The organism is Bosea sp. PAMC 26642, assembly GCF_001562255.1.
In the GTDB taxonomy this organism is placed as follows: Bacteria; Pseudomonadota; Alphaproteobacteria; order Rhizobiales; family Beijerinckiaceae; genus Allobosea.
In genome coordinates this window covers 2,185,710-2,210,692 of the sequence record NZ_CP014301.1, presented here as the reverse complement: position 1 = coordinate 2,210,692, position 24,983 = coordinate 2,185,710, and the positions used below count along the sequence as shown (strand labels likewise).

The window sequence follows — 24,983 nt, the reverse complement described above, 5'->3', positions numbered from 1 at the left end:
AACTTACTTGGCGGGCGTCTCAGATGAGCCTCACCCCGTCCGCCCCCCTTGCGTCGCCGCCAGCAGATCGCGCAGCGTCGTGATCGTCGAGGCGTCGGCGACGCCGTCGACCTTGTCCTGGCGCCAGTGGCGCTGGAAGGCGGCGACGACGGCCTCCAGCTTCTCGTCGAAGATGCCGTCGACCGCGACGCCGTAGCCCAGCATCGCGAACATCGCCTGCAGCGCCTCGACCGGTTGGCCGCCGTCGCCCTTGGCGAAGAAACGGCCGCCGCGGATCGGTGCCGGCCCGCTCCAGAGGCCGACGCCGCCTTGCGCGAAGTGCCGCCAGGGAAATTTCTCGCCGGGATCGATCTTGCGGCCGGGCGCGATGTCGGAATGGGCCAGCACGCGTTCGGGCGGGATCTGCCAGCGCTCGCAGATGTCGCGGCAGAGATTCAGCGTCGCGGCAATCTGATCGGGCGGGAAGTCGGGGAGGCCGCCGGGATGGCCGGGATTGGCGATTTCGATGCCGACCGAGCAGGAATTGATGTCGGTCTCGTCGGCCCAATGTGAGGCGCCGGCGTGCCAGGCGCGACGCGCCTCGGGAACGAGCTGCAGGGTGTGGCCATTCTCGAAGACGAAATAATGCGAGGAGACCTGAGAGGCCGGGTTGCATAGCCATTGCAGCGCTGCTCCCGCATCGGCCATGCCGGTGTAGTGCAGGATCAGCATGTCGGGCTGCCGTCCGGACTTGCCATCTGACGATGTCCGCTCGCCGTGGTTGGGGGAGGGGAAGATCTTGGCGGCGAAGCGGCTGTCGGGTTCCAGCGTGACGCTCATGCGCTCTGGCCGGCGACGGCGAGGCTGCGCTCGCGCTCGATAGCGTCCCAGGCGGCGTTGATCGCGGCGAGGCGCCTTGTGGCGATGGCGATGGCCTCCTTCGGCAGGCCACGCGCGATCTGGCGGTCGGGATGGGTTTCGATCACCAGCTGGCGGTAATGCCGCTTGAGGGTCGCGTCGTCGGTTTCGCGTGAGACGCCGAGCACGAGATAGGGGTCGTCGGGCCGGCGCATGTGGCGGGCCTCGATGCGGGCGAAATCGGGCTCGGAGACGCCGAAGATGGTAGCGACGTCGCGCAGATAGGCGTGCTCGTCCTGATGGATCGCGCCATCGGCGGCGGCGATCAAGAACAACCCGTCGAGCACGCCCTCCAGCAGCGCCGGCTCCTCGCGAAAAGCCTCGGCGATCTGCGTCGCATAGGCCTCAAAGCCGGCGCTGGTCTGCTTGGCGAGGTCGAACAGGCGCTCGATCCCGGCTCGCTCCTCCGGCGGCACGATGACGATGCGCTGGAAGGCGGCGACCTCGTCGCGGGTCACCACGCCGTCGGAGCGGGCCATCTTGGCCGAGAGCGCGACGAGGCCGGTGGTGAAGACGAGTTCACGCGGAGCCGGGCCGAAGGGCGCACCTTCGCGGTCGATCAGCACATGGCCGGCGAGCGCGCCGATCAGCGCACCGAGCGGGCCGCCGAGCGCAAGACCCAGCCCTCCGCCGCTCAGCACACCCCAAAAAGACGAAACCATGATCGAGTTAGCTCCCGGGACGGTCGTGGCTGCCAGCATAGCGCCGCAGGTAAGGGGCGGACAGGCCGGGCCGGGGCATTGATTGTGCCTGTAACGGTGGAAAAGCGACATTGTGACGGCAATGTGGCAGTTGGGGAGGCCATGTTTTGGAGCCGGCTCGATATTGCACCCGCGCGGCGCGAGTCGGTGCAAATACATGATGATTACTTTTTAGTTTAGTACAGCATAGTTTCCTGTTGATGGCCGGAGTCGACCGTTTTTCTGTACTCACGGTCAGATTCTGAACATATTTACTGGTCACATCCCTCGACCCTTCAGCCATGTTCGGGAACGAAGGGTCCAGTTGATTATGAGATATACCTCCAGTTGCGTCGCTGCATCGCTCGCGATTTGCCTCGTTGGGCTCCAGCCGGCCCAGGCTACAGTGATCAACGATGAGACGGATGCTCGCTCCTTCGCCGTCCGCGAAGGCGAACTGGCTCGCGAAAGGGCCGCAGCAGCTGCGGGTCAGACATCGCCCAAGGCCGAGGAAAAGACCAAGGGTGCCACTGTTCCCGTCGCCGAAGCCGGCAAGGTCTCGACTCGTGCGGCTCGCGCGCTTGCAGCGCCGGCCGGCTCAGACGGCCTTAAGGCGCTCGTCGCGCGTCACGCGGCCGCCAACGGCGTCCCCTTCAGCCTTGCCGATGCGATCGTGCGCGTCGAGAGCCGCTACAATCCGCGCGCATCCAGCGCTGGCAATTTCGGCCTCATGCAGATCCGTCACCAGACGGCTCGCGGGGTCGGCTACTCGGGCGGGGCGGGCGGCTTGCTCGACGCAGAGACCAATGCCCGCTACGGCATGAAATATCTCGCGCAAGCCTACAAGCTGGCCGGCGGCGACACCTGCCGCACCATCATGAAGTACCAGAGCGGCCATATGGCCATGCGCATGAGCGGGGCCAATCGGACCTATTGCGCCAAAGTCCGGACCATTACCGCTCACAACTGAGCAGGTCGGCGAAGGTTCCCCGTCGCTTGACGTTGCGCGGTGGAACGCGCACTAGCCGCAACGCCAGTCGGCCGGACGGCCGCTCCCGCGAGAGCTCAGGTTCTTTTGGGGGAGGAAAGTCCGGGCTCCACGGAAACACGGTGCCGGATAACGTCCGGCGGGGGCAACCCCAGGGAAAGCGCCACAGAGATCGAACCGCCCGCCTTCGCCCCTTGGGGCTTCGGCGCGACAGGCCCTCGGGCTTGCCGTGCCGTAGCAGCGCAAGCTGCGAAGGCAGGTAAGGGTGAAAAGGTGCGGTAAGAGCGCACCGCGGACCCGGCAACGGGGACGGCATGGCAAGCCCCACCGGGAGCAAAACCGAATAGGGACGATGCTTTTCGCGCAAGCGGGGAGGGGCCTGTTTCTGGGCCTTGTCGTCCGGGTTGGTTGCTCGAGGCGCGTAGCAATGCGCGTCCCAGAGGAATGGCCGTCACGTCGGGGGAGAAATCTTCCGGCCATCCAGAACCCGGCTTACAGGCCGGCTGGCACCTTGATCTTTTGCACAACAATGGGGTCATCCCGGGCGACCGCAGGGAGACCCGGGATCCATGCCTGAACCGTTCAGGAATGGATCCCGGATCAGCGCGTCTTTGCCGCTTGTCCGGGATGACGCCCTGCGTTTGGATCAGCAGACGATCACGCGACCTGCAGATCGACCGGGATGTTGCCCCTCGTCGCGTTCGAATACGGGCAGACGATGTGAGCCTTCTGGACGAGGTCCTCGACGACGGCCTTGTCGACGCCCGGCACCGAGATTGTGAGCTTCACTTCGAGTCCGAAGCCGCCGCCATCGTCACGCGGGCCGATGCCGACATCGGCGCTGACCTTGGCGTCATCGGGGATCGTCACCTTTTCCTTGCCGGCGACAAACTTCAGCGCGCCGAGGAAGCAGGCGGAATAGCCCATCGAGAACAGCTGCTCGGGGTTGGTGCCCTCGCCGCCGCCGCCGCCGAGCTCCTTCGGGGTGTTCAGGACGACGCTGATGTTGCCGGTGTCGGTCGCGGCCTTGCCTTCGCGGCCGCCGGTGGCGGAACCATGCGCGGTGTAGAGAATTTTCATCGTTGAACTCCTTGCAGTCCGTCGCGGACGCATCGTCCGCGAACTCCGATCGTTCACTTGCACGAAGAGATTAGATCGTGCACAATTGAATTGTCAACGATCAAAGTCGATTTCACGCGGAGTTGATCGAGATGCGACTCGGGTAGGGCTGGGCGGTCCAGCTTGATCAGCGCGAATGCAGGGGATGCGATGTCGACAGCGACAGGTTCCGAGCCGGACGCGCTCAAGCTCGACGGGCAACTGTGCTTCGCGATCTACCAGGCGAGCCATGCCTTCAACCGCGTCTATCGGTCCGTGCTGGCCGATCTCGGCCTGACCTATCCGCAATATCTGGTCATGCTCGTGCTGTGGGAATGTGACGGTCTCACCGTGAAAGCGATGGGCGAGCGGCTGATGCTCGATTCGGGCACGCTGACGCCGCTGCTGAAGCGCCTGGAGGCAGCCGGGCTGATCCGGCGCGAGCGCAGCCGCGAGGATGAGCGGCGGGTCCGGCTGCATCTGACGGCGGAAGGCGCCGCGCTGCGGGAGAAGGGGCGCTGCGTTCCCGACGCCATCGGCTGCGCCATCGGCCAGTCGTCGCAGCAGAATGCGCGGCTGCTGACGGATCTGCTCGCCTTGCGCGACGCGCTGCTGAAGGCGGCCGGGCCGACTTGAGCCAAGTCGGAAAATATTTTCGCGCAAATCGCGTGACCCGCAACGACTGAGGCAACGCTCCGTGCTCGCACGGGCGGCAAATCACCCGCGCTTACGGATACTTAACCTTAACGGGTTGTGATGCTGCGGCGAGCTTGCGCCAACCGCTTGGCGCGTCCGATTCCATTGACGCCCATATAGGCCCATGCTATCCCAAATTATCCCGTCGAAGCCGGCAGGCGATCGTCAGACCAGGGTCCGTGTGCCGCGCGGATTTCGGCCGATGCTTTCGCTTTGCCTGCTTCGACGGGAGGCTTCGACTCCGCCTGCTCCGCGGTGCGACGGGAGTGTGAAGAGCAGGCCGGGAGGCGGCGTTGACGGACCGCTTCGTCTCGAACTTCACCAACCGGCTCGACGCCAAGGGCCGCGTCTCGATCCCTGCAAGCTTTCGTGCGATCCTGGCCAAGGACGGCTACGAGGGGCTCTATGTCCATCGCGCCATCGACCTGCCGGCATTGGATGCCGGCGGCCATGCTCTGCGCGCGACGATCGACGACATCCTGGCGCGCTTCTCGCCCTTCTCGGACGAATGGGAACTGCTCTCGACGGCGCTGAACGGCGCCTCGGAGGTGCTCAAGGTCGACCCAGAGGGCCGCATCATGCTGAGCGAGGCGCTGAGAACACATGCCGGCATCGGCGAGGCGGTGACCTTCGTCGGGCTCGGCCACAAATTCCAGATCTGGGATCCGGAGCGCTTCCAGGCGCATCTGGAGACCGCACGGACGCGGTTGCGCGACGTCAAGCGCGTGCTCGGCTCGCAGCCGCTTTCCGTGCCGCCTGCCGGGACGGCGACCTCATGAAGGGGCGGGTGCGGCGGGACGAGGCGGCGGTCGATCCCGATGCGCGGCACGTCCCCGTGCTGCTGGCCGAGGTGCTGCAAGCGCTCGCGCCCAAGGCAGGCGGGCGCTATCTCGACGGCACCTTCGGGGCCGGCGGCTATGCGCGCGCCATCCTCGACAGCGCATCCGACATCACTCTGCTCGCGCTCGACCGCGATCCGACCGCGATCACCGGCGGCGCCGATATAGTCGCTGCCATGGATGGTCGCCTGACGCTGGCGCAGGCCCGCTTCGGCGAGCTCGCCGAAGAGGCGCAACGTTTCCAGATGGCGCCGCTCGACGGCGTCGTGCTCGATATCGGCGTGTCCTCCATGCAGATCGACGAGGCGCAGCGCGGCTTCTCCTTCCGCTTCGACGGGCCGCTCGACATGCGCATGGCCCGCGAGGGCCAGAGCGCGGCTGATCTCGTCAACGAGGCCGAGGAAGGCCTGCTCGCCAACATCATCTATCACTATGGCGAGGAGCGGCGCTCGCGTGCGGTGGCCCGGGCGATCATCGAGGCCCGGCGCAAGGAGCCGCTGACGACGACGAAGCAACTGGCCGATCTGGTGGCGAGCATCGTTCGCGGTGAGCCCGGCGGCGCGCATCCGGCGACGCGGACGTTCCAGGCGCTGCGCATCGCGGTCAACGACGAACTCGGCGAACTGGTGCGGGCTCTTCACGCGGCCGAGACCGTGTTGAAGCCCGGCGGCCGGCTGGTGGTGGTGACCTTCCATTCGCTGGAGGACCGCATCGTCAAGCAGTTCATGTCGACCCGCTCGGGTCGTGCGCCCGCCGGCTCGCGCCACGCGCCGGTCGTCAGCGTGGCGGAACCGACGTTCAGCCTCGTCAGCCGGGGGCCTGTCGCGCCCTCGGAAGCCGAGATGCGGGCCAACCCGCGTGCCCGCTCGGCGAAGCTGCGCGCCGCTCAGCGGACGGAGGTGCCTGCCCGCGCCGCCGAAGCCGCTTTGACGGCGCTCGCGGACGTGCCCGATCCCCAACCCCGGCGGAGGCCCTGAGCGTGATCAAGCTGCTGCATGTGGTTGCCATCGGCGCGCTGGTCTCCTCGGCGCTCTATGCCTACACGATCAAATACGAGACGACGCTCGAGGCCGAGCAGCTGCAGAAACTGCGCAGCAAGGCCCAGCGCGAGCGCGACGCCATCGCGGTGCTGAAGGCCGAATGGCAGTTCCTCAGCCGGCCCGACCGGCTGCAGACGCTGGCCGACCGCCATCTCGACCTGCAGCCCTTCTCGGTGACGCAGGTCGTGCGTGCCTCCGACATCCCCAATCGCGGCCCCAAGGTCGATGCGATCGGCCGCAAGCTCGAGGATCTGGGCCTCGGCCTGCCGACCGAGACGCCGCGGGACCGCAAGGCCAGCGGCCCGACCACGCCTGGAGGCCGCCCATGAGCCGTAACACCCCCGGCGGCGCATCGCCCGACGTAACCGCATCCGCAATCGAAATGCCGTCCCGCCCGCGGCGCCTCGCCTTTCTGCGCGACGTCTTCCGGATGAGCGGCGAGAAGAGCCAGCCGCGCGTCGGCCTGGTGATCCTCGGCTTCGCTTTGCTGTTCTCTGCCATCACCGGCCGGCTCGTCATGCTGGCGACGGTGCCCAACGAACAGGTCGGCCTGCGCCGCGCCACCTCGACGGCGATCTCGGCAGCGCGGCCCGATATCGTGGACCGCGCCGGCAACGTCATGGCGACCGATATCCGCACCGTCTCGGTCTTCGCCGAGCCGCGCAAGATCCTCGACAAGGACGAGGCGACTGAACTCCTCACCGCCGTCCTGCCCGAACTCGACGCCAAGGACCTGCGCGACAAGCTCGGCACCAAGAAGGGCTTCGTCTGGGTCAAGCGCGAGATCACGCCGCGCCAGCAGGCCGAGGTCCACCGGCTCGGCATCCCCGGCGTCGGCTTCGTTCCGGAGAACAAGCGCGTCTATCCCAACGGCACGGCCGCCGCCCATGTGCTGGGCTTCGCCAATGTCGACAATGTCGGCATCGCCGGCATGGAAAAGTACATCGACTCGCAGGGGCTGCAGGATCTCAACGGCGCCGGGCTCGCGACGCAGGCCTCCGACCTCAAGCCGGTCCAGCTCTCGATCGACCTGCGCGTCCAGCACGCACTGCGCGATGAACTGTCGAAGGGGATGGAGCGGTTCAAGGCGATCGCAGCGGCGGGCGCGATCCTGGACGTCAACACCGGCGAGGTGCTGGCGCTGGCTTCGCTGCCCGATTACGATCCGAGCAATCCGGTCGATGCGCAGGAGAAGGATCGGATCAACCGGATGAGCGTCGGCGTCTACGAGATGGGCTCGACCTTCAAGGCGCTGACGATCGCGATGGCGCTCGATTCCGGCAAGGCCAACATCAATTCGAGCTATTCGACCGCCGGCGGCATGATGCGGTTCGGCCGGCAGGTCATCAAGGAATATCACGGCACGGGCCGCACCCTGACGGTGCCGGAGGTCTTCCTGCACTCGTCGAACATGGGTTCGATCAAGATGGCGCTGTCGGTCGGCGTGGAGGGCCACAAGGCCTTCCTGCGCAAGATGATGCAGCTTGACCGGATGCAGACCGAACTGCCCGAGAGCGCCGCGCCGATCGTGCCGGGCCGCTGGGGCGAAATCAACACCGCCACCATCGCCTTCGGGCACGGCCTCGCGGTTGCGCCGATCCAGGCGATGGCGGCCGTCGGTGCGCTGGTCAATGGCGGAACGCTGATCACCCCGACCTTCCTGAAGCGTTCCGAGGAGGACGCGAAAAAGGGTGGCATCCGGGTGATCAAGCCCGAGACCTCGGAAGCGATGCGCTTCATCATGCGGCTCAACGGCGAGAAGGGCTCGGCCCGCAAGGCCGACGTCGCCGGCTATTTCGTCGGCGGCAAGACCGGCACCGCCGAAAAGGTCATCAACGGCCGCTACGCCAAGAACCGCAATTTCACGACCTTCACGGCGATCGCACCGTCCGACAAGCCAAAATACCTTTTCCTCGTGATCTACGACGAGCCGAAGGGCTACGCCGAGAGCGGCGGCTACTCGACGGCCGCCTGGAACGCCGGCATCACCACAGGCAAGGTGATCGAGCGCGTCGCGCCGATCCTGGGCCTGGCACCGCGCTTCGAGCCACCGGTCGCGCCGTTCCCGCTGATGGCGCGGCTCGGGGCCTGGGGGACGCGGTAAGAGCGGCTTGCGGCGGTTCTTCCTCTTGAGCCCTCATCCTGAGGAGCGATCCGAAGGATCGCGTCTCGAAGGATGCTTCAGAAAATGCCAGCTAGCGAACTGGAGCATCCTTCGAGACGCAAGGCTTCGCCTTGCTCCTCAGGATGAGGGCTGAGATGGTCGTTTCCAGCCGAATCGAGACGTGATCATGCCCTCCTTCCACATTGGCCATCTCTTTCCCGAGGCGTTTTCGCCCGGCGAGGCCGACCGCGCCGCCTCCGGCGTCGCCTTCGACAGCCGCAAGGTTGTGCCCGGCCAGGTCTTCGTCGCGCTCGCCGGCTCCAAGGCCGATGGCGGGCGCTTCATTGCGGACGCGGTGGCGAAGGGGGCAATCGCCGTCGTCTCCGGCCAGCCGCGGCCGAGCGATCTCGACCCGGCTGTCGCCTTCGCGCAGGTCAATGATCCGCGCCTGGCGCTGTCGCTGGCTGCGGCCGTCGTCCATCCGCGCCAGCCCGGCACCATCGTTGCTGTCACGGGGACGAGCGGCAAATCTTCGGTCGCCGATTTCGCGCGCCAGATCTTCCAGGCGCTCGGCCATGAGGCGGCAAGCGTCGGGACGGTCGGGATCGTGACGTCGAAGGGCGCCAAATACGGCTCGCTGACGACGCCCGATCCGCTCTCGCTGCATGCTTCGCTCGACACGCTGGCGAGCGAGGGCGTCACGCATCTGGCGATGGAGGCGTCCTCGCACGGGCTCGACCAGCGCCGGCTCGACGGGGTGCGGCTCGCTGCCGGCGCCTACCTCAATCTCGGCCGCGACCATCTCGACTACCATCCGACGGTCGAGGATTATCTCGCCGCCAAGCTGCGGCTCTGGGAGCTTCTGCCGGCCGGCGCCCCGATCGTGATCAATCGCGACGGCGCATATGCCGCCGAGGCCGCCGCCGCCGCGGCCGGCCATCCGATCATCGGGGTGGGGCGGCAGGGCGAGACGCTGACCCTGCTCGACGTCGAGCGGGACGGATTCTCGCAGCGGCTGCTGGTGCGCGCGGATGGCCGCGACATCTCCGTCACACTGCCGCTGGTCGGCGACTTCATGGCCGGCAACGCGCTCGTCGCCGCGGGGCTCGCCATCGCGACGGGAGCGGAGCCTGCTGCGGCCATCGAGGCGCTTGCCGGCCTGACCGGCGTGTCGGGGCGGCTCGAGCGCATCGGCTCGGTCAATGGCGGGCTCGCCGTCGTCGATTTTGCGCACAAGCCCGATGCGCTGGAGGCCGTGCTTCTCACGCTGCGGCCCTATGCGACGGGTCGGCTGATCTGCGTCTTCGGCTGTGGCGGCGATCGCGATCGCGGCAAGCGGCCGGTGATGGGCGCAATCGCGGCGCAACTCGCGGATGTCGCGATCGTCACCGACGACAATCCCCGCACCGAGGATGCGGCGGCGATCCGGGCCGAAATCCTTGCCGCATCGCCCCGGCTCACGGAAATCAGCGGGCGGGCGGAAGCGATCCAGTTCGCGGTGCGGGATCTCAAGCCGGGCGATCTTCTGGTCGTGGCCGGCAAGGGCCATGAAACCGGCCAGATCATCGGCGATCGGACCTTGCCGTTCTCCGACCAGGACGTGGTGCGGACGGCAATTGCGGAGATCGCATGATTAGCGCGCCCCTGTGGAGCGGAGAAGCCCTGGTTGCGGCGATGGGCGCCAGAGCTGCCGGCGCAGTGCCGCCTGCCGTGACCGGCATCTCGATCGACACCCGCACGCTGGAGCCGGGCGACGCCTTTTTCGCCATCACCGGCGAGGCGCGGGACGGGCATGAGTTCGTCGCCGGGGCTCTGGCGAAAGGTGCGGCGCTCGCCGTGATCGACGAGGCGCATGAGGCGCAGTTTGCGGGCACCGGCGCCTGCGCGGTCGTGCCCGACGTGCTGAAGGCGATGGAGCAGGCCGGCATGGCCCGCCGCGCCGAATTGAACGCCCGCGTGGTCGCCGTCACGGGCTCGGTCGGCAAGACCGGCACCAAGGAGGCGCTCAGGCTCGTGCTGTCGCGGCAGGGGCAGACTCATGCGCCGGTCGCCTCCTACAACAACCATTGGGGCGTCCCGCTGACGTTATGTCGGACTCCAAGCTCCGTGGCATATGCGGTCTACGAGATCGGGATGAGCAATCCCGGCGAAATCCTGCCGCTGGCGAAGCTCGTCACGCCGGACGTCGCGGTCGTTACCACGGTGCAGCCGGTGCATCTGGCCGCTTTCGACTCGATCGAGGGCATCGCCGAGGAAAAAGGTTCGATCTTCAAGGCGCTGAAGCCGGGAGGCACAGCGATCGTCAATGCCGACATCCCGCAGGCAGCGCTACTGCGCGAGATCGCGGAGGCGAGCCCGGCCGGGCGCATCATCAGCTTCGGCGAGAGCGCGCATGCCGACGTTCGTCTGATCTCATGCGCGCTCAGGCCCGACGTCTCGACGGTCGATGCGGTCGTCCTCGGCCAGCCCGTGACCTACCGGCTGGGCAGCCCCGGCAAGCACATCGTGTTGAACTCGCTCGCGGTTCTCGCGGCCGTGACGGCGACGGGGGCGGACCTCGCCTTGGCCGCGCTATCGCTCGGCGATCTCAAGCCGCCGGCGGGGCGCGGCGCGCACCAGACCCTGCACGGGCCAAGCGGGGCCTTCACGCTGATCGACGAAAGCTACAACGGCAATCCGGCCTCGATGCGGGCCGCGATCGAGAATCTCGGCCGGATGCCGGTCGCGGGGCGGGGGCGTCGTGTCGCGGTGCTGGGCGACATGCTCGAACTCGGTCCGAGCGCGCCGCAACTGCACAAGGATCTCGCCAGAGTCGTCGTCGAGAACGGCATCGACAAGGTTTTTGCCTGCGGACCGCTGATGCGCGGGCTCTACGATAGCTTGCCATCTGCCCTCAGGGGCGCTTATGCCGGCCAGGCGAGCGGGCTGGAGCCCCTCGTGCTGGATGCGGTCCGGGCCGGCGACGTCGTCACGGTCAAGGGATCGCTCGGTTCGCGCATGGGACCGATCGTCAAGGCGGTCGTGGCGCGCTTCCCGGCCGTTCCAGCCGACGACTGAGAACGAGAGACGCAAAAATGCTCGTCTGGCTGGCCGATTTCTCGGGCACGTTCCCGATCCTGAACGTGTTCCGCTACATCACCTTCCGTGCCGGCGGGGCTACCGCCACGGCGCTGCTGTTCGTGTTCTTTTTCGGGCCGGCGGCGATCTCATGGCTGCGACTCAAGCAGGGCAAGGGCCAGCCGATCCGCACCGACGGCCCCGAAAGCCATCTCGCCAAGCGCGGCACGCCGACCATGGGCGGGCTGATGATCCTGTCGGGCCTGTTCGCTGCGACCTTGCTCTGGGGCAATCTGCGCAATCCTTATGTCTGGATCGTGCTCTGGGTCGCCGCGAGCTATGCCGCGATCGGCTTCTATGACGACTTCCTCAAGGTGACGAAGCAGTCTCACAAGGGTTTTTCTGGCACGGCGCGCATCCTGATCGAGGTCGTTATCGCGCTGATCGCCTGCAGCCTGATCATGCGGCTCGGGCCTCCCGCGATCTCGTCGGGCTTCGCGATGCCGTTCGTCAAGGAACTCGTCGTGCCGCTCGGCATCCTGTTTCCGGTTGTCACGGCCTTCGTGGTGGTGGGCGCCGGCAATGCGGTGAACCTCACCGACGGGCTCGACGGGCTCGCCATCGTGCCGGTGATGATCGCGGCGGCGACCTTCGGCTTCATCTCCTACCTCACGGGCAACGCGATCTTTGCCAACTACCTGCAGATCCACCACGTGCCCGGCGCCGGCGAACTCTCGGTGATCTGCGGCGCGATCATCGGGGCGGGCCTCGGCTTCCTCTGGTTCAACGCGCCTCCGGCCCAGATCTTCATGGGCGATACCGGCTCGCTTGGCCTGGGCGGCCTGCTCGGCGTCATTGCGGTGGCGACCAAGCACGAGATCGTGCTCGGCATCGTCGGCGGGCTGTTCGTGCTGGAGGCGCTCTCGGTGATCATCCAGGTCGCCGTGTTCAAGCGCACTGGCAAACGGGTCTTCCTGATGGCGCCTATCCACCATCATTTCGAAAAGCTTGGCTGGACGGAGCCTCAGGTCGTGATCCGGTTCTGGATCATTTCGGTGGTGCTGGCGCTGGTCGGCCTCTCGACCCTCAAGCTGCGCTGATGACACCGGTCACGGTTTTCGCCGGACGGCGTGTCGCGCTGTTCGGGCTCGGCGGCTCGGGGCTCGCGACCGCGCGCGCGCTGGTGGCCGGCGGAGCCGAGGTCGCAGCCTGGGACGACAACCAGGCGAGCCGCGACAAGGCGGCGGGCGAGGGAATCGCCGTTGTCGATCTCGCACAGGCCGACTGGAGCGGCTTTGCGGTTCTGGTGCTGGCGCCCGGCGTGCCGCTGACCCATCCGCAGCCGCACTGGACGGTCGGCAAGGCGAAGGCCGTCGGCATCGAAATCATCGGCGACATCGAATTGTTCTTCCGCGAACGGGCGAAAATCGCGCCTGCCGCGCCGGTCGTCTGCATCACCGGCACCAACGGCAAGTCGACGACGACGGCACTGATCGCCCATGTCCTGCGCAGCGCCGGGCGCGACGTGCAGATGGGCGGCAATATCGGGACCGCCGTGTTGGCGCTGGCGCCGCCGGCAGCAAACCGCATCCACGTTGTCGAATGCTCCAGCTACCAGATCGACCTCGCGCCTTCGATGGCGCCCAGCGTCGGCATCCAGATGAACCTGACGCCGGATCATCTCGACCGTCACGGGACGTTCGAGCATTACGGCGCGATCAAGGAGCGGCTGGTTGCCGGCGCCGACATCGCCGTGATCGGGGTCGACGACGAGCCCTCCAAGCAGATGGCGCGGCGGCGCGCGGCGACGGGGCGGCTGCTGGTGAAGATCAGCGGCGAGCAGCCACTCGACGAGGGCGTCTTCGCTGGGATCACGGCCAACGCCGGCACGCTCGACACCCGCATCGTGCAGGTGAGGGCCGGCAGGCCGAAGGTCGTGGCGAACCTCGCCGGCATCGGCTCCCTGCGCGGTTCGCACAACGCCCAGAACGCGGCAGCGGCCTTCGCCGCCTGTTTTGCGCTCGGCCTGACGGCCGAGGAGATCGCGGCCGGCTTCAAGAGCTATCCCGGGCTGGCGCACCGCATGGAGGAGATCGGCCGCATCGGCCGGGTCGTCTTCATCAACGATTCCAAGGCGACCAACGCCGACTCGACCGAGAAGGCGCTGACCTCCTTCCGCGACATCTTCTGGATCCTGGGCGGCAAGGCGAAGGAAGGCGGCATCGAGAGCCTGACCCGCTATTTCCCCAACATCGCCAAGGCCTACCTGATCGGCGCGGCTTCTGACGCGTTCGCCGCCACCTTCGATGAGGCCGGCGGCGTCGCCTATGAGCGCTCCGGCACGCTCGATGTCGCAGTGGCCGCGGCGACGCGCGACGCGCAGATGCATGGTGGGGAGGGCGAGATCGCGGTGCTGCTCTCGCCAGCCTGCGCCTCCTTCGACCAGTTCCCGAATTTCGAGGTGAGGGGAGAGGCGTTCAGGGGGCTGGTGACAGGGTTGCCGGGGTTTGTGGGGTTTGGGGCGGGGTAGGGCTGCGATCTGTGCGATCGGCGCCGTCGCTACAGCGAGGCAAGCGATGGCGCTAAAAGAATTCATTTAGGAACGACGCTGATTCGTCCGTGAGTGCGACGATCTTGTTCGTGGCTTGACGGTAGAACTTGAAATTGAGTTCGGTCTCCGGCCGACCGTCGTTCCAGTCGGTGAACTGTTTGAGTTCGCGCCTCCCCAGCCTCTGCTTCGCACGTGCGATATGCTCGATGGTCAGACTTACTCGCGGCGTCTGCCGTGCGATGCCGGGCGTTTTCTCGATCGCTTCGGCGGACGCGACTATGCCGCGCGCAACAAGACCCTGGCCGCCTTCGTTTTCGCTCGCGAACACGAAAACCGTATCGCCTCTGGCGATATGCTTGCCGCCGTACATCGTCTTTTGAGCCATGAACGCGAATGTGCTCGCTTGCGGCTCGCCGATCTCGGCCTTGATCGCGAAGGTCATGCTGTCCTCCTGCGTCTCGCAACGAATGCGGTGTTCGCCATGATATCCGCCCGCATCTTGCCAGCACATGGAATCATTCCGTTAACCCTTTGTTGACAGAGTGATTCGTCATTGAGGCGCGTCTCGCCGCGCCAGTGCTCGATAGGAAACGAAGCATGGTCTCGCGCGCCGAACCTTCTCTCAGCGGCCGCTGGTGGTGGTCGATCGACCGCGTCATCCTGTCGACGCTGGTCGCGTTGATGGTGTCTGGCGTCGTTTTATTGATGGCCGGCGGGCCGCCCGTCGCCGAGCGGCTGGGCCTCAGCACCTTCCATTTCGTCAACCGGCAGGCGGTCTATCTGCTGGCGGCGCTGGCGATCTTCCTCAGCGTCTCGTTCATGACGCCGCGTCAGGTCCGCCGAGCCGCGCTCGTGATCTTCTTTGTCTCGCTGGCGATGGTGGTCGCGACGCTCTATCTCGGCGTCGAGGTCAAGGGCGCGCGGCGCTGGCTGACGCTGGGGCCGCTCGGCTCCGTCCAGCCCTCGGAATTCATCAAGCCTGCTTTCGTCGTCATCGCCGCGTGGGCCTTCTCGGAGGGCGGCCGCAAGCCCGAGCTGCCGGGAACGATTCTGGCCTTCCTGCTGCTGCCGATGACGATCACCCCGCTGATCCTGCAGCCGGATTTCGGCCAGACGGTGCTGATCAGCCTGGTCTGGTGCGGGCTGTTCTTCGTCGCCGGGCTGCACTGGTTCTGGGTCATGGGCCTGGGCGGGGTCGGCGCGGTCGGCATCCTGGTCGCCTATCAGCTCGTGCCGCATGTCCGCGCCCGCATCGAGCGCTTCATGGACAAGGGCTCGGGCGACACCTTCCAGATCGACACGGCACTGGAGAGCTTCACGCAGGGTGGCTGGCTCGGGAAAGGGCCGGGCGAGGGCACGGTCAAGCGCATCCTGCCCGATGCGCATACCGACTTCATCTTCGCCGTCACGGCGGAGGAATTCGGCATCGTCGTCTGCATCATCCTGGTGGCGCTGTTTGCGCTGATCGTGCTGCGCTCGCTGTTCGTCGCGCAGAAGGCCGAGGATCCGTTCGTGCGCCTCGCGGTGACGGGGCTCGCGCTGCTCTTCGGCGTGCAGGCGGCGATCAACATGATGGTCAACCTGCACATGATGCCGGCCAAGGGCATGACGCTGCCGTTCATATCCTATGGCGGCTCGTCATTGATCTCGCTGGCGATCGGCACCGGTTTCCTGCTGGCGCTGACGCGCAAGCGACCGCGCGCCGAGAGCTTCGGCGATTACGGGCGCTGACGCGATGGCACAAGCACCCCTGATCGCTCTCGCCGCCGGCGGTACGGGCGGCCATCTCTTTCCCGCCGAGGCGCTGAGCCATGCGCTGCGCGAGCGCGGCGCGAGGGTCGTGCTGATCACCGATGAGCGCGCCGTCGAGTATGCTGGCGATTTTCCGGCCGAGGCGGTCCATGCCGTGCCGGCGGCGACACCCTCGGGGCGTTCCCCGATCCGGATGGCCGCTGCCGCGATCGTGCTCGCCAAGGGCGTGTTCGCGGCGCGCCGGGTCCTGAAACAGGTCAAACCCGCCATCGTCGTCGGCTTCGGCGGCTACCCGACGGTGCCGCCGGTGCTGGCGGCGTCGCTGCTTGGCATCAGGACCATGGTGCATGAGCAGAATGCCGTGATCGGCCGGGCCAACCGCTTCCTGGCCGGGCGCGTCGATGTGATCGCGACCGGGTTTTCCGAGGTCGGCGGGCTGTCGGAGACGGCGCAGGCGAAATGCCGGCAGGTCGGTAATCCGGTCCGGCCTGCGGTGGTGGCGGCGGTTTCGCCCTATCCCGAGCCGGGGACCGGTGTCGTCGAACTCCTCGTCTTCGGCGGCAGCCAGGGCGCGCGGGTGATGGCAGAGACGGTGCCGCCTGCAGTCAAGCTCATGTCCCGCGAGGAAATCGCCCGGCTGCACATCGTCCAGCAGGCCCGGACTGAGGACGAGGAGCGGGTGCGCGGCATCTATGCCGGTCTCGGCCTCAGGGCGGAGATCGCGCCGTTCTTCAAGGATTTGCCGACGCGCATGGCGCGTGCTCATCTCGTCGTCGCGCGTTCGGGCGCCTCGACTGTCGCCGAGCTCACGGTGATCGGCCGGCCGTCGATCCTGGTGCCGCTGCCGGGTTCGCTCGACCAGGACCAGGCGGCCAATGCCGCGGTGCTTGAAAAGGCCGGCGGGACGGTCCGCATCCTGCAGCCGGACTTCACGCCAAGGCGGCTGGCAACCGAGCTCTCCGACCTGCTCGCCGCGCCCAGCCGCTTGACGACCATGGCCGCAAACGCCAAGAGCGCCGGAATCCCCGATGCGGCCGATCGACTCGCCCGCCTCGTGATCGAGACCGCCGGGCTCTAGCCCGCAAGCGAGGATTTCCCTGCCATGAAGCTGCCGCCAAAACTCGGCGCCATCCATTTCGTCGGCATCGGCGGCATCGGCATGTCCGGCATCGCCGAGGTGCTGCACAATCTCGGCTACAAGGTGCAAGGCTCGGACGCCTCCGACAACGCCAATGTCCGCCGCCTGGCCGAGAAGGGCATCACCACCTTCATCGGCCATGATGCCTCGCATATCGACGGGGCGGAGGTCGTCGTGGTCTCGACCGCGATTCGGCGCGACAACCCCGAGCTGATGGCGGCGCGCGAGCAGCGCCTGCCGGTGGTGCGCCGCGCCGAGATGCTGGCCGAGCTGATGCGGCTGAAATCCTCGATCGCCATCGCCGGCACGCATGGCAAGACGACGACGACCTCGCTGGTGGCGACGCTGCTGGAGAAGGGCGGGCTCGACCCGACCGTGATCAATGGCGGCATCATCAACGCCTACGGCACCAATGCCCGCATGGGCGAAAGCGACTGGATGGTGGTCGAGGCCGACGAGAGCGACGGCACCTTCCTGAAGCTGCCGGCGGACGTCGCGATCGTCACCAATATCGACCCCGAGCACCTCGACCATTTCGGCACCTTCGACGCGATCAAGGCGGCGTTCCGGGCCTTCATCGAGAACCTGCCGTTCTACGGTTTCGCGGTGATGTGCATCGACCATGCGACGGTGCAGGGGCTGGTTGGGCAGATCGAGGATCGGCGCGTGATTACCTATGGCGAGAATCCGCAGGCCGATTTCCGGCTGATCGACATCGATCTGTCGGGCGGGCAGGCCAAATTCACGCTACTGATCCGCGATCGCAAGCGCGGCCGCGACGAGATCGTGCGCGACCTGATCATGCCGATGCCGGGCCACCATAATGCGCTCAACGCCACGGCGGCCATCGCGGTCGCCTATGATCTCGGCATTCCCGTCGAAAGCATCCGCGCGGCGCTGGCAGGGTTCGGCGGCGTCAAGCGGCGTTTCACAAAGACGGGCGAGTGGAACGGCGCGTTGATCTTCGACGATTACGGCCACCACCCCGTCGAGATCGCCGCCGTGCTGAAGGCGGCGCGCGCCTCCACGAAAGGCAAGGTGATCGCGATCATGCAGCCGCACCGCTATACCCGGCTCGCCAGCCTGTTCGACGATTTCGCCGCCTGTTTCAACGATGCCGATACGGTGATCGTGGCGGAGACTTATGCAGCCGGAGAAGCACCGATCGCGGGCGCCGACCGCGATTCGCTGGTTTCGGGCATAAAGGCGCGCGGCCATCGTCATGCGCTGGCGCTGGAGGGGCCGGAACAGCTCGCCGGCATCGTGGCGGAGCTTGCGGGGCCGGGCGACTACGTCGTGTTCCTGGGTGCGGGAAACATCACGCAATGGGCCTACGCCCTGCCGGGCGAGCTGGCTGCCATTCCTTCCTCCCGAGGGGAGAAGGGTTAGCGCGGTGCTCACCATGGCATTCCCAGACATCACCCCCGATATCCGTGCTGCGGCTCCCGAGCTGCGTGGGCGCCTTCTTCCCAATGCCGACATGTCCAGCCTGACCTGGTTCCGCGTCGGCGGGCCCGCGCAGGTCCTGTTCACGCCGGCCGACGAGGCGGATCTCGCCTATCTGCTGGCCAACCTGTCCGCCGATGTTCCGGTCACCGTGGTCGGGCTCGGCTCCAACCTGATCGTGCGCGATGGCGGCATCGCCGGTGTCGTGATCCGGCTCGGCGGCAAGGGGTTCGGCGAGATCGTGCTGGAGGATGGCGATCGTCTGCGCGCGGGCACTGCCGTGCCGGACGTCAAGGTGGCGCGCGCGGCGGCCGATGCGTCGCTGGATGGGCTCGCCTTCTATCGCGGCATTCCCGGTTGCATCGGCGGGGCGCTCCGGATGAATGCCGGCGCCCATGGCGGCGAGACGACCGACGTGCTGGTCGAGGCGCGCGGCGTGACGCGGGCGGGCGAGATCGTCACCTTCAGCCATGCCGAAATGGGCTTCACCTATCGCAACAGCGCGGCTGCGACCCATGAGATCATCTTCACCTCGGCGCTGTTCCAGGGTCGGCCGGGGGACAAGGCCGAAATTCAGGTCGAGATGGACCGCGTCACGGCGGCGCGCGAGGCGGCTCAGCCGATCAAGGAGCGCACCGGCGGCTCGACCTTCAAGAACCCGCCTGGAGGAAAGGCCTGGCAATTGATCGACGCAGCCGGCTGCCGGGGCCTTCGCAGAGGCGGGGCGCAGGTCTCGGAGATGCACTGCAACTTCCTGATCAACGCCGGCGGGGCGACGGCGGCCGATGTCGAGGGTCTGGGCGAGGAGGTCCGGCGCCGGGTCAAGGAGCAGTCAGGGTTCGAGCTTCAATGGGAGATCAAGCGGATCGGCGTGGCGGCCTGAGCCTCACGCCGCCGGCTTGTCGATCCATTCGCGCAGAGCCTCGTTGACGCGCGACTGCCAGCCCGGACCCGAGGCGCGCAGCTTCTGGACCAGATCGATGTCGAGCCTGATCGAGATCGATTCCTTGGTCTTTGCCGGGCCTCGCTTGCGGAGTTCCTCCTGAAGGACGGCATAGAGCCCCGGAAGCGCCTCCTTCATCGGGCGAAGCCCGGCGATTTCCTCGTCGGTCAGTTCGGGGCTATCAACGGCATCCCAATCGGCCTTGGTGTAGCCTCGTCCGGGCACAAATTGTTTGGTCATACGCCTCTCCTCTCCCGGTTGGAGGCAGGTCTCATGCTGATGACGGATAGCGCCTCGGCCCCCAGCGTTACAAAAACGACGGTGACCACCCCGTTCAATTCTCCGACCGCGATCAGCCGCCCATCCTTTGCCGGTCCGATCGCAGCTTGCGCGAAGAGCCCCTCATCAAGCGCGGCAAAATCAAGCCCATGCTTGTCGAGATTGACCAGCCGCTTGCGCTCGTCCCACAAGATCTTCATCAACTCGTATACACGAGATTTCTGGGCTCCGTACAATACCATCGCCACACGCCGGCCAGGTCCGCGCGCACCAGGCAATGCCTTAACGCGCTGTTAACTACGTTCGGCCGAGTTTGCGGGCGAACGGAGCAACGATCTCGATGACCAAACACGTCGCAGTGCTGATGGGCGGCTGGTCCGTCGAGCGTGAGGTCAGCTTGAACACAGGCGCCGGCTGCGCCGACGCGCTTGAAAGCGTCGGCTACCGCGTCACGCGGGTCGATGTGCAGCGCGACATCGCGCAGGTGCTTGGTGCCCTGCGCCCCGATGTCGTGTTCAATGCCCTGCATGGCCGCTTCGGCGAGGACGGCACGATTCAGGGCCTGCTCGAGATCCTGGGCATTCCCTACACCCATTCGGGCGTGCTGGCCTCGGCGCTCGCCATCCGCAAGGACCGGGCGAAGACCGTGGTTGCGGCCGCCGGCGTGCCGGTGGCACCCGGAATCAACGTATCGCGCTTCGAAGCGGCCAAAAAACACGTGCTGCCACCGCCTTATGTGCTCAAGCCGATCGACGAGGGGTCCTCCGTCGGCGTCGTGATCGTGAAGAAGGGGCGCGAGCATCCGCCCCAGGAAATCGCGCGCGAAGACTGGCCCTGCGGCGAGACGATGATGGCCGAACCCTTCATCTCCGGGCGCGAGCTGACGTGCGCCGTGATGGGCGGCAAATCGCTCGGTGTGACCGAAATACAAGCCGCTACGGGCGAGTTCTACGACTACGACGCGAAGTACGCGAAAGGTGGCTCGATCCACATCTGCCCGGCACAAATTTTACCAAAAATTTACCAGCAGATCGAAGAGTGTTCGTTAACGGCGCATCAAGCAATCGGGTGCCGGGGCGTTAGCAGGTCGGACTTCCGATACGACGACGAGAGCGACACTCTCGTCTGGCTGGAGGTCAACACGCAGCCCGGCATGACCGAGACTAGCCTGGTGCCCGAATTGGCTGCCCATGCGGGCCTGAACTTCGGTGAACTCGTCAGATGGATCGTGGAGGACGCCTCCCTGGACCGATGAAAGCGGGAATGGCCATGGCCCCCTCACGCTCGTCGCTCCCTGCCGCCGGACCGCAATTGCTGGTCGGCGAGCGGTCGAACCGCTGGTTCCGCCGCTCGCGTCGCAGCGCGGCCGCGGTTCCGCTCGCCGAGCGCCTGCCGCGCAGCGTCGGCACCTGGCTGGCGCTGGCCTTCCTCGGCATCAGCCTCGGGACCGGTGCGGTGATGGGCGGCCATACCGAAACGCTGCGCCAGAGCCAGGGCGAGACGCGAAACATGATCGCGCGGCTGATCGGGCTGGGCGTCGATCGCGTCACCATCTCGGGGATCGCCGAGCTGTCGGAGATCGAGGTGCTGGTTGCGGCCGGCATCGATCCGAAGGGCTCGCTCGCCTTCTTCGATGCCGACGAGGCGCGCCGAAGGCTGGAGGCGACGCCGCTGATCCGGCAGGCGACCGTTCGCAAGCTCTATCCCGGCGAAATCGCCATCACCCTGGTCGAGCGCGAGCCCTTCGCGCTCTGGCAGGTCAAGGGCGACCTCTTCGTCATCGCCTCCGACGGAACCGTGATCGACAAGATGGATGATGGACGCTTCGCGCATCTGCCGCTGGTCGTCGGCCCGGACGCCAACAACCGTGCTCGCGAATACATCGCGCTGAAGGCGCAGGCCGGGCCGCTGGCGGAGCGTATCCGCGCCGCGACGCTCGTCTCGGGGCGGCGCTGGACGCTGAAGCTCGACAACGGCATGGACGTGCGCCTGCCCGAGGTCGCACCGGCCGACGCACTGAAAAGGCTGGTCGCGCTGGAAAACGATTTCCGCCTGCTCGACAAGGACCTGCTCGCCATCGATCTGCGCGAGCCCGACCGGGTGGTGATGCGGCTGACGGAGGAGGGCGCCAGCGCCCGCGCCGACCAGCTCAAGTCCAAGACCAAGAAGAAGGGAGGCGAGGCGTGAACCTGACCTCCCATGGCCTGACGCCGCGGATGCGGCCGCTGTCGTCGCGCAAGAGCGCGACGCTGTCGATTCTCGACATCGGAACCAGCAAGGTCGTCTGCCTGATCGCGGAGCTGAACCCGGCCGAGGCCAATGAGCGGCTGCGCGGCCGTACCCATGTGGCGCGCATCATCGGCATCGGCCATCAGCGCTCGCTCGGCCTAAAGGGCGGCGCGATCGTCGATCTCGAAAGCGCCGAGCGCGCGATCCGCGCGGCGGTCGATGCGGCCGAGCGCATGGCCAAGGTCGAGGTCCAGTCGGTGATCGTCAACCTGACCGGCGGGCGGCTCGGCTCGCAGCATTATGCCGCCGGCGTCGATCTGCGCGGCGGTTCGGTCGGCGATAGCGACGTGAAGCGCGTGCTGGCGGCGGCGGCGACCCACGCGCTGCGGCCCGGCAAGGCCGTGCTCCATGCCCTGCCAACGGGCTACGCGCTCGACGGATCTCCCGGCGTGCTCGATCCGCGCGGGCTGATCGGTTCCAAGCTTTCGGTCGACATGCATGTCGTCGCCAGCGAGGCCTCGGCGGCGCGCAACGTCATGCTGGCGGTCGAGCGCTGCCATCTCGAGGTCGAGGCCGTGGTCGCGACCCCCTATGCGTCGGGCCTCTCCGTTCTGGTCGACGACGAGGCTGAGATGGGCGTCGTCGTGGTCGACCTCGGCGGCGGTACGACCAGCCTCGGCGTGTTCTCCGGCGGCCACCTGATGCACGCCGACGCGATCGCCGTCGGCGGCAACCACATCACCATGGACGTGGCGCGCGGGCTTTCGACCCGCGTCTCGGCGGCAGAGCGGCTGAAGACGCTGCACGGCTCGGCCATCGCCAGCGCGTCGGACGAGCGCGACATGATCTCGGTGCCGCAGGTCGACGACGACGAACGCGACATGCCCAACCATCTCGCCAAGTCGCATCTCGTGCGGATCATCAAGCCACGTGTCGAGGAGATCCTCGAACTGGTGCGCGATCGGCTGGCCAATGCCGGCTTCTCGGCCCAGGCCGGCCGCCGCGTCGTGCTGACGGGCGGAGCCTGCCAGCTGACGGGCCTGCCCGAGACGGCGCGCCGCATCCTCGGCGGGCAGGTCAGGACCGGCCGTCCGCTCGGCATCAAAGGCTTGCCGGAGGCGGGCAAGGGGCCGGCCTTCGCGGCCTCGGTCGGGCTCCTGGTCTATCCGCAGGTGGCGCATGTCGAGCATTTCGAGCCGCGCGCCAGCGGAACGTATTTTGCGACCGGAACGGACGGCTACTTCTCGCGTGTCGGGCGGTGGCTGAAGGAAAGTTTCTGACGGGTATCGATGCGCGCGGCGCTCGCCGCGCGCATCCCAAGCGTAAATCATAGCAATCGGGACGGCTCCCGCCAGGCGCCGGACAAGGATCAAAAGAGGCAACCATGGCGATGAATCTGCAAGCCCCGGACATCCGGGAACTGAAGCCCCGGATCACGGTGTTCGGCGTCGGCGGCGCGGGCGGCAATGCGGTCAACAACATGATCGAGGCCGGTCTCGACGGGGTCGACTTCGTCGTCGCCAACACGGACGCGCAGGCGCTCGCCCTGTCGCGGGCCACGCGCATCATCCAGATGGGCCTGCAGGTCACCGAGGGTCTCGGCGCCGGCTCGCAGCCTGAAGTCGGGCGCGCGGCGGCCGAGGAGGTCATCGACGAGATCCGCGACCATCTGGCGGGCGCTCACATGGTCTTCATCACCGCCGGCATGGGCGGCGGCACCGGCACTGGCGCTGCTCCCGCCATCGCCCGGGTCGCCCGCGACATGGGCATCCTGACCGTCGGCGTCGTCACCAAGCCGTTCCAGTTCGAGGGCCACCGCCGGATGCGCATGGCGGAAGCCGGCATCGGCGAGCTCAACGAGGCGGTCGATACGCTGATCGTGATCCCGAACCAGAACCTGTTCCGGGTCGCCAACGAGACGACGGGCTTTGCCGACGCCTTCGGCATGGCCGACCAGGTGCTTTATTCGGGCGTCGCCTGCATCACCGACCTGATGGTGCGCCCGGGCCTGATCAACCTCGACTTCGCCGACGTGCGCGCCGTGATGCGCGGCATGGGCAAGGCGATGATGGGCACCGGCGAAGCGCAGGGCGAGAAGCGTGCGCTGGCCGCGGCCCAGGCCGCGATCAACAACCCGCTGCTCGACGACGTCTCGATGAAGGGTGCGCGCGGCCTGCTGATCTCGATCACCGGCGGGCGCGACATGAAGCTCTACGAGGTCGACGAGGCCGCCACCCGCATCCGCGAGGAGGTCGATTCCGAGGCCAACATCATCGTCGGCGCGACCTTCGACGAATCGCTGGAAGGCATCGTGCGCGTTTCGGTCGTGGCGACCGGCATCGACAAGCCCGTCACCACCCAGGCCGAGATGGACGAGACCGAGGCCCGCATCGCCCAGGTCGCCGAGCGTCTGAAGGCGGAAGCCCGCCTGCGCAACACGACCAGCGTGCCGGTGCGTCCCTTCGCCCCCGCGCCGGAGCCGGTGATGGAGCAGCACCTCCAGCCGCTCGTCGAGGCTCCGCGCCCGATGCCGGCCCCGGTCGTCGCCAGCCTGTCGGAGGATATCCGGATCGAGCCGGCGCAGCCGCCGCGTCCCGTCATGGCTGCCGCCCCGGTTCTCGCGCCCGCCGTCGTCGAACAGCCGATGATGCATTTCGAAGACAACTTCATCGCGCCCGTGCCGGAACGGGCCCTGCGCCCGACCCGGATGCCGCGGATCGAGGACCTGCCCGTTCCCGGACAGAACCAGATCAACGCCCAGCGCAGCGCGCAGCCCGGACCGGCCCAGCCGAGCCCGGTCGACCAGAAGCGCATGTCGCTGATGCAGCGCCTCGCCTCGGTCGGCTTCGGCCGCAAGGAGGACGAGATGACCGATGCGCCCGCACCGGCACCCGTGCGTCAGGTGCCGCCGCCGGTCGCGGCCGCTCCCAGCGCCGCTCATGCGGAGTATATGCGCCGTCCCGCGGCGCCGGTGTCGCGCCCGGCGCAGGGGCAGCTCGACCCGATGGGCCGTCCGACCCCGACCCGCGCCGGCGAGGACGACCATCTGGAAATCCCGGCCTTCCTGCGCCGGCAGGCGACCTGAAGGCGGCGGAACTGCCGTTACGCAACTGCGGAACAAAGGCCCGGAGCGCACTTGCGCGCCGGGCCTTTTAACGTTTTAAAAACCATATACCTCAACGGGTTGCTTAATTTTGTATGACCACATTGGTGCTGTAACACAGCGAAAGAAAGCGTGATTTTGTC

The 24,983-nt window shown here is 67.0% G+C and carries 24 protein-coding genes and 1 other RNA gene; 19 read left to right on the top strand and 6 right to left on the bottom strand.

What is annotated here, in order from left to right; all coding sequences use genetic code 11:
- Positions 1 to 30 precede the first annotated feature (30 nt).
- Complete coding sequence (locus tag AXW83_RS10460; protein WP_066613063.1) at positions 31 to 819, bottom strand: peptidoglycan recognition protein family protein; 789 nt, start codon at positions 817 to 819, stop codon at positions 31 to 33.
- Positions 816 to 1,559, bottom strand: a complete 744-nt coding sequence (locus tag AXW83_RS10455; protein WP_066613060.1) for a J domain-containing protein — start codon at positions 1,557 to 1,559, stop codon at positions 816 to 818. Before AXW83_RS10455 ends, AXW83_RS10460 begins: the two co-directional genes overlap by 4 nt.
- Before the next feature lie 349 nt (positions 1,560 to 1,908).
- Here AXW83_RS10455 and AXW83_RS10450 point away from each other — a divergent pair, with 349 nt between their 5' ends.
- Together AXW83_RS10450 and rnpB are read left to right on the top strand one after the other, a co-directional pair.
- A complete protein-coding gene (locus AXW83_RS10450; protein WP_082767056.1) occupies positions 1,909 to 2,547 on the top strand; it encodes a lytic transglycosylase domain-containing protein in 639 nt (212 codons plus the stop codon).
- A 63-nt stretch (positions 2,548 to 2,610) separates the two neighbouring features.
- Positions 2,611 to 3,076, top strand: an RNA gene (gene rnpB / locus AXW83_RS10445) — RNase P RNA component class A.
- Between the two features lie 146 nt (positions 3,077 to 3,222).
- Here rnpB and AXW83_RS10440 read toward each other — a convergent pair.
- On the bottom strand, positions 3,223 to 3,645 hold the full coding sequence (locus AXW83_RS10440; protein ID WP_066613053.1) for an organic hydroperoxide resistance protein: 423 nt from the start codon (positions 3,643 to 3,645) through the stop codon (positions 3,223 to 3,225).
- A 189-nt stretch (positions 3,646 to 3,834) separates the two neighbouring features.
- Here AXW83_RS10440 and AXW83_RS10435 point away from each other — a divergent pair, with 189 nt between their 5' ends.
- The 9 genes from AXW83_RS10435 to murD all read left to right on the top strand — a co-directional run bounded on the left by AXW83_RS10435 (position 3,835) and on the right by murD (position 13,929).
- Positions 3,835 to 4,299, top strand: coding sequence for a MarR family winged helix-turn-helix transcriptional regulator (locus tag AXW83_RS10435; protein WP_066620297.1), 465 nt, complete (start codon positions 3,835 to 3,837; stop codon positions 4,297 to 4,299).
- A gap of 353 nt (positions 4,300 to 4,652) precedes the next feature.
- Entirely contained in the window at positions 4,653 to 5,138 is a 486-nt protein-coding gene (locus AXW83_RS27775; RefSeq protein ID WP_066613050.1) for a division/cell wall cluster transcriptional repressor MraZ, read from the top strand.
- Positions 5,135 to 6,175, top strand: a complete 1,041-nt coding sequence (gene rsmH / locus AXW83_RS10425) for a 16S rRNA (cytosine(1402)-N(4))-methyltransferase RsmH (protein WP_066613047.1) — start codon at positions 5,135 to 5,137, stop codon at positions 6,173 to 6,175. The genes AXW83_RS27775 and rsmH overlap by 4 nt, the downstream gene beginning before the upstream one ends.
- Positions 6,176 to 6,177: 2 nt before the next feature.
- Complete coding sequence (gene ftsL, locus AXW83_RS10420; RefSeq protein WP_066613044.1) at positions 6,178 to 6,567, top strand: cell division protein FtsL; 390 nt, start codon at positions 6,178 to 6,180, stop codon at positions 6,565 to 6,567.
- Positions 6,564 to 8,342 (top strand): peptidoglycan D,D-transpeptidase FtsI family protein, encoded by a 1,779-nt coding sequence (locus AXW83_RS10415; protein WP_066613040.1) that lies wholly within the window; start codon positions 6,564 to 6,566, stop codon positions 8,340 to 8,342. The genes ftsL and AXW83_RS10415 overlap by 4 nt, the downstream gene beginning before the upstream one ends.
- Before the next feature lie 187 nt (positions 8,343 to 8,529).
- Positions 8,530 to 9,975 (top strand): UDP-N-acetylmuramoyl-L-alanyl-D-glutamate--2,6-diaminopimelate ligase, encoded by a 1,446-nt coding sequence (locus tag AXW83_RS10410; protein WP_066613037.1) that lies wholly within the window; start codon positions 8,530 to 8,532, stop codon positions 9,973 to 9,975.
- Positions 9,972 to 11,399: a UDP-N-acetylmuramoylalanyl-D-glutamyl-2,6-diaminopimelate--D-alanyl-D-alanine ligase gene (locus AXW83_RS10405; RefSeq protein ID WP_066613034.1), complete on the top strand. Its 1,428-nt coding sequence runs from the start codon at positions 9,972 to 9,974 to the stop codon at positions 11,397 to 11,399. Before AXW83_RS10410 ends, AXW83_RS10405 begins: the two co-directional genes overlap by 4 nt.
- Positions 11,400 to 11,416: 17 nt before the next feature.
- Positions 11,417 to 12,499, top strand: a complete 1,083-nt coding sequence (gene mraY, locus AXW83_RS10400; RefSeq protein WP_066613031.1) for a phospho-N-acetylmuramoyl-pentapeptide-transferase — start codon at positions 11,417 to 11,419, stop codon at positions 12,497 to 12,499.
- Positions 12,499 to 13,929 carry a UDP-N-acetylmuramoyl-L-alanine--D-glutamate ligase gene (murD, locus tag AXW83_RS10395; protein WP_066613028.1) on the top strand — a complete coding sequence of 477 codons (1,431 nt, stop codon included), beginning with the start codon at positions 12,499 to 12,501 and terminating at the stop codon, positions 13,927 to 13,929. Before mraY ends, murD begins: the two co-directional genes overlap by 1 nt.
- Before the next feature lie 52 nt (positions 13,930 to 13,981).
- On the opposite strand, the gene AXW83_RS10390 is transcribed toward murD, so the two are convergent.
- Entirely contained in the window at positions 13,982 to 14,392 is a 411-nt protein-coding gene (locus AXW83_RS10390; RefSeq protein WP_066620294.1) for a hypothetical protein, read from the bottom strand.
- A 155-nt stretch (positions 14,393 to 14,547) separates the two neighbouring features.
- Here AXW83_RS10390 and AXW83_RS10385 point away from each other — a divergent pair, with 155 nt between their 5' ends.
- From AXW83_RS10385 to murB, 4 genes are read left to right on the top strand one after another with little or no spacing between them, the layout of a single operon-like run.
- Positions 14,548 to 15,681, top strand: coding sequence for an FtsW/RodA/SpoVE family cell cycle protein (locus AXW83_RS10385; protein WP_066613024.1), 1,134 nt, complete (start codon positions 14,548 to 14,550; stop codon positions 15,679 to 15,681).
- 4 nt (positions 15,682 to 15,685) lie between these two features.
- Positions 15,686 to 16,780, top strand: coding sequence for an undecaprenyldiphospho-muramoylpentapeptide beta-N-acetylglucosaminyltransferase (gene murG, locus AXW83_RS10380; RefSeq protein WP_066613016.1), 1,095 nt, complete (start codon positions 15,686 to 15,688; stop codon positions 16,778 to 16,780).
- A 24-nt stretch (positions 16,781 to 16,804) separates the two neighbouring features.
- On the top strand, positions 16,805 to 18,229 hold the full coding sequence (murC, locus tag AXW83_RS10375; protein WP_066613012.1) for a UDP-N-acetylmuramate--L-alanine ligase: 1,425 nt from the start codon (positions 16,805 to 16,807) through the stop codon (positions 18,227 to 18,229).
- Between the two features lie 13 nt (positions 18,230 to 18,242).
- On the top strand, positions 18,243 to 19,169 hold the full coding sequence (murB, locus tag AXW83_RS10370) for a UDP-N-acetylmuramate dehydrogenase (protein WP_066613009.1): 927 nt from the start codon (positions 18,243 to 18,245) through the stop codon (positions 19,167 to 19,169).
- Between the two features lie 3 nt (positions 19,170 to 19,172).
- Here murB and AXW83_RS10365 read toward each other — a convergent pair whose 3' ends face one another.
- Positions 19,173 to 19,469 (bottom strand): BrnA antitoxin family protein, encoded by a 297-nt coding sequence (locus tag AXW83_RS10365; RefSeq protein WP_066613001.1) that lies wholly within the window; start codon positions 19,467 to 19,469, stop codon positions 19,173 to 19,175.
- Positions 19,466 to 19,708 (bottom strand): BrnT family toxin, encoded by a 243-nt coding sequence (locus AXW83_RS10360; RefSeq protein ID WP_066620291.1) that lies wholly within the window; start codon positions 19,706 to 19,708, stop codon positions 19,466 to 19,468. The genes AXW83_RS10365 and AXW83_RS10360 overlap by 4 nt, the downstream gene beginning before the upstream one ends.
- Before the next feature lie 140 nt (positions 19,709 to 19,848).
- On the opposite strand from AXW83_RS10360, the gene AXW83_RS10355 reads away from it, so the two are divergent.
- The 4 genes from AXW83_RS10355 (at position 19,849) to ftsZ (ending at position 24,822) form a co-directional block, all read left to right on the top strand.
- Positions 19,849 to 20,763 (top strand): D-alanine--D-alanine ligase, encoded by a 915-nt coding sequence (locus AXW83_RS10355; protein ID WP_066612998.1) that lies wholly within the window; start codon positions 19,849 to 19,851, stop codon positions 20,761 to 20,763.
- A gap of 14 nt (positions 20,764 to 20,777) precedes the next feature.
- Positions 20,778 to 21,695, top strand: coding sequence for a cell division protein FtsQ/DivIB (locus AXW83_RS10350; RefSeq protein WP_236841878.1), 918 nt, complete (start codon positions 20,778 to 20,780; stop codon positions 21,693 to 21,695).
- Between the two features lie 29 nt (positions 21,696 to 21,724).
- Positions 21,725 to 23,017 (top strand): cell division protein FtsA, encoded by a 1,293-nt coding sequence (gene ftsA, locus AXW83_RS10345; RefSeq protein ID WP_066620288.1) that lies wholly within the window; start codon positions 21,725 to 21,727, stop codon positions 23,015 to 23,017.
- 104 nt (positions 23,018 to 23,121) lie between these two features.
- Positions 23,122 to 24,822, top strand: coding sequence for a cell division protein FtsZ (gene ftsZ, locus AXW83_RS10340; RefSeq protein WP_066612993.1), 1,701 nt, complete (start codon positions 23,122 to 23,124; stop codon positions 24,820 to 24,822).
- Positions 24,823 to 24,983 lie beyond the last annotated feature (161 nt).

Bases quoted from the DNA above. Each gene is read 5' to 3' on its own strand.
- AXW83_RS10460 (WP_066613063.1), bottom strand. From the start codon at position 819: ATGAGCGTCACGCTGGAACCCGACAGCCGCTTCGCCGCCAAGATCTTC.
- AXW83_RS10455 (WP_066613060.1), bottom strand. From the start codon at position 1,559: ATGGTTTCGTCTTTTTGGGGTGTGCTGAGCGGCGGAGGGCTGGGTCTT.
- AXW83_RS10450 (WP_082767056.1), top strand. From the start codon at position 1,909: ATGAGATATACCTCCAGTTGCGTCGCTGCATCGCTCGCGATTTGCCTC.
- AXW83_RS10440 (WP_066613053.1), bottom strand. From the start codon at position 3,645: ATGAAAATTCTCTACACCGCGCATGGTTCCGCCACCGGCGGCCGCGAA.
- AXW83_RS10435 (WP_066620297.1), top strand. From the start codon at position 3,835: ATGTCGACAGCGACAGGTTCCGAGCCGGACGCGCTCAAGCTCGACGGG.
- rsmH (WP_066613047.1), top strand. From the start codon at position 5,135: ATGAAGGGGCGGGTGCGGCGGGACGAGGCGGCGGTCGATCCCGATGCG.
- AXW83_RS10415 (WP_066613040.1), top strand. From the start codon at position 6,564: ATGAGCCGTAACACCCCCGGCGGCGCATCGCCCGACGTAACCGCATCC.
- AXW83_RS10410 (WP_066613037.1), top strand. From the start codon at position 8,530: ATGCCCTCCTTCCACATTGGCCATCTCTTTCCCGAGGCGTTTTCGCCC.
- AXW83_RS10405 (WP_066613034.1), top strand. From the start codon at position 9,972: ATGATTAGCGCGCCCCTGTGGAGCGGAGAAGCCCTGGTTGCGGCGATG.
- mraY (WP_066613031.1), top strand. From the start codon at position 11,417: ATGCTCGTCTGGCTGGCCGATTTCTCGGGCACGTTCCCGATCCTGAAC.
- murD (WP_066613028.1), top strand. From the start codon at position 12,499: ATGACACCGGTCACGGTTTTCGCCGGACGGCGTGTCGCGCTGTTCGGG.
- AXW83_RS10390 (WP_066620294.1), bottom strand. From the start codon at position 14,392: ATGACCTTCGCGATCAAGGCCGAGATCGGCGAGCCGCAAGCGAGCACA.
- AXW83_RS10385 (WP_066613024.1), top strand. From the start codon at position 14,548: ATGGTCTCGCGCGCCGAACCTTCTCTCAGCGGCCGCTGGTGGTGGTCG.
- murG (WP_066613016.1), top strand. From the start codon at position 15,686: ATGGCACAAGCACCCCTGATCGCTCTCGCCGCCGGCGGTACGGGCGGC.
- murC (WP_066613012.1), top strand. From the start codon at position 16,805: ATGAAGCTGCCGCCAAAACTCGGCGCCATCCATTTCGTCGGCATCGGC.
- murB (WP_066613009.1), top strand. From the start codon at position 18,243: ATGGCATTCCCAGACATCACCCCCGATATCCGTGCTGCGGCTCCCGAG.
- AXW83_RS10365 (WP_066613001.1), bottom strand. From the start codon at position 19,469: ATGACCAAACAATTTGTGCCCGGACGAGGCTACACCAAGGCCGATTGG.
- AXW83_RS10360 (WP_066620291.1), bottom strand. From the start codon at position 19,708: ATGAAGATCTTGTGGGACGAGCGCAAGCGGCTGGTCAATCTCGACAAG.
- AXW83_RS10355 (WP_066612998.1), top strand. From the start codon at position 19,849: ATGACCAAACACGTCGCAGTGCTGATGGGCGGCTGGTCCGTCGAGCGT.
- AXW83_RS10350 (WP_236841878.1), top strand. From the start codon at position 20,778: ATGGCCCCCTCACGCTCGTCGCTCCCTGCCGCCGGACCGCAATTGCTG.
- ftsA (WP_066620288.1), top strand. From the start codon at position 21,725: ATGCGGCCGCTGTCGTCGCGCAAGAGCGCGACGCTGTCGATTCTCGAC.
- ftsZ (WP_066612993.1), top strand. From the start codon at position 23,122: ATGGCGATGAATCTGCAAGCCCCGGACATCCGGGAACTGAAGCCCCGG.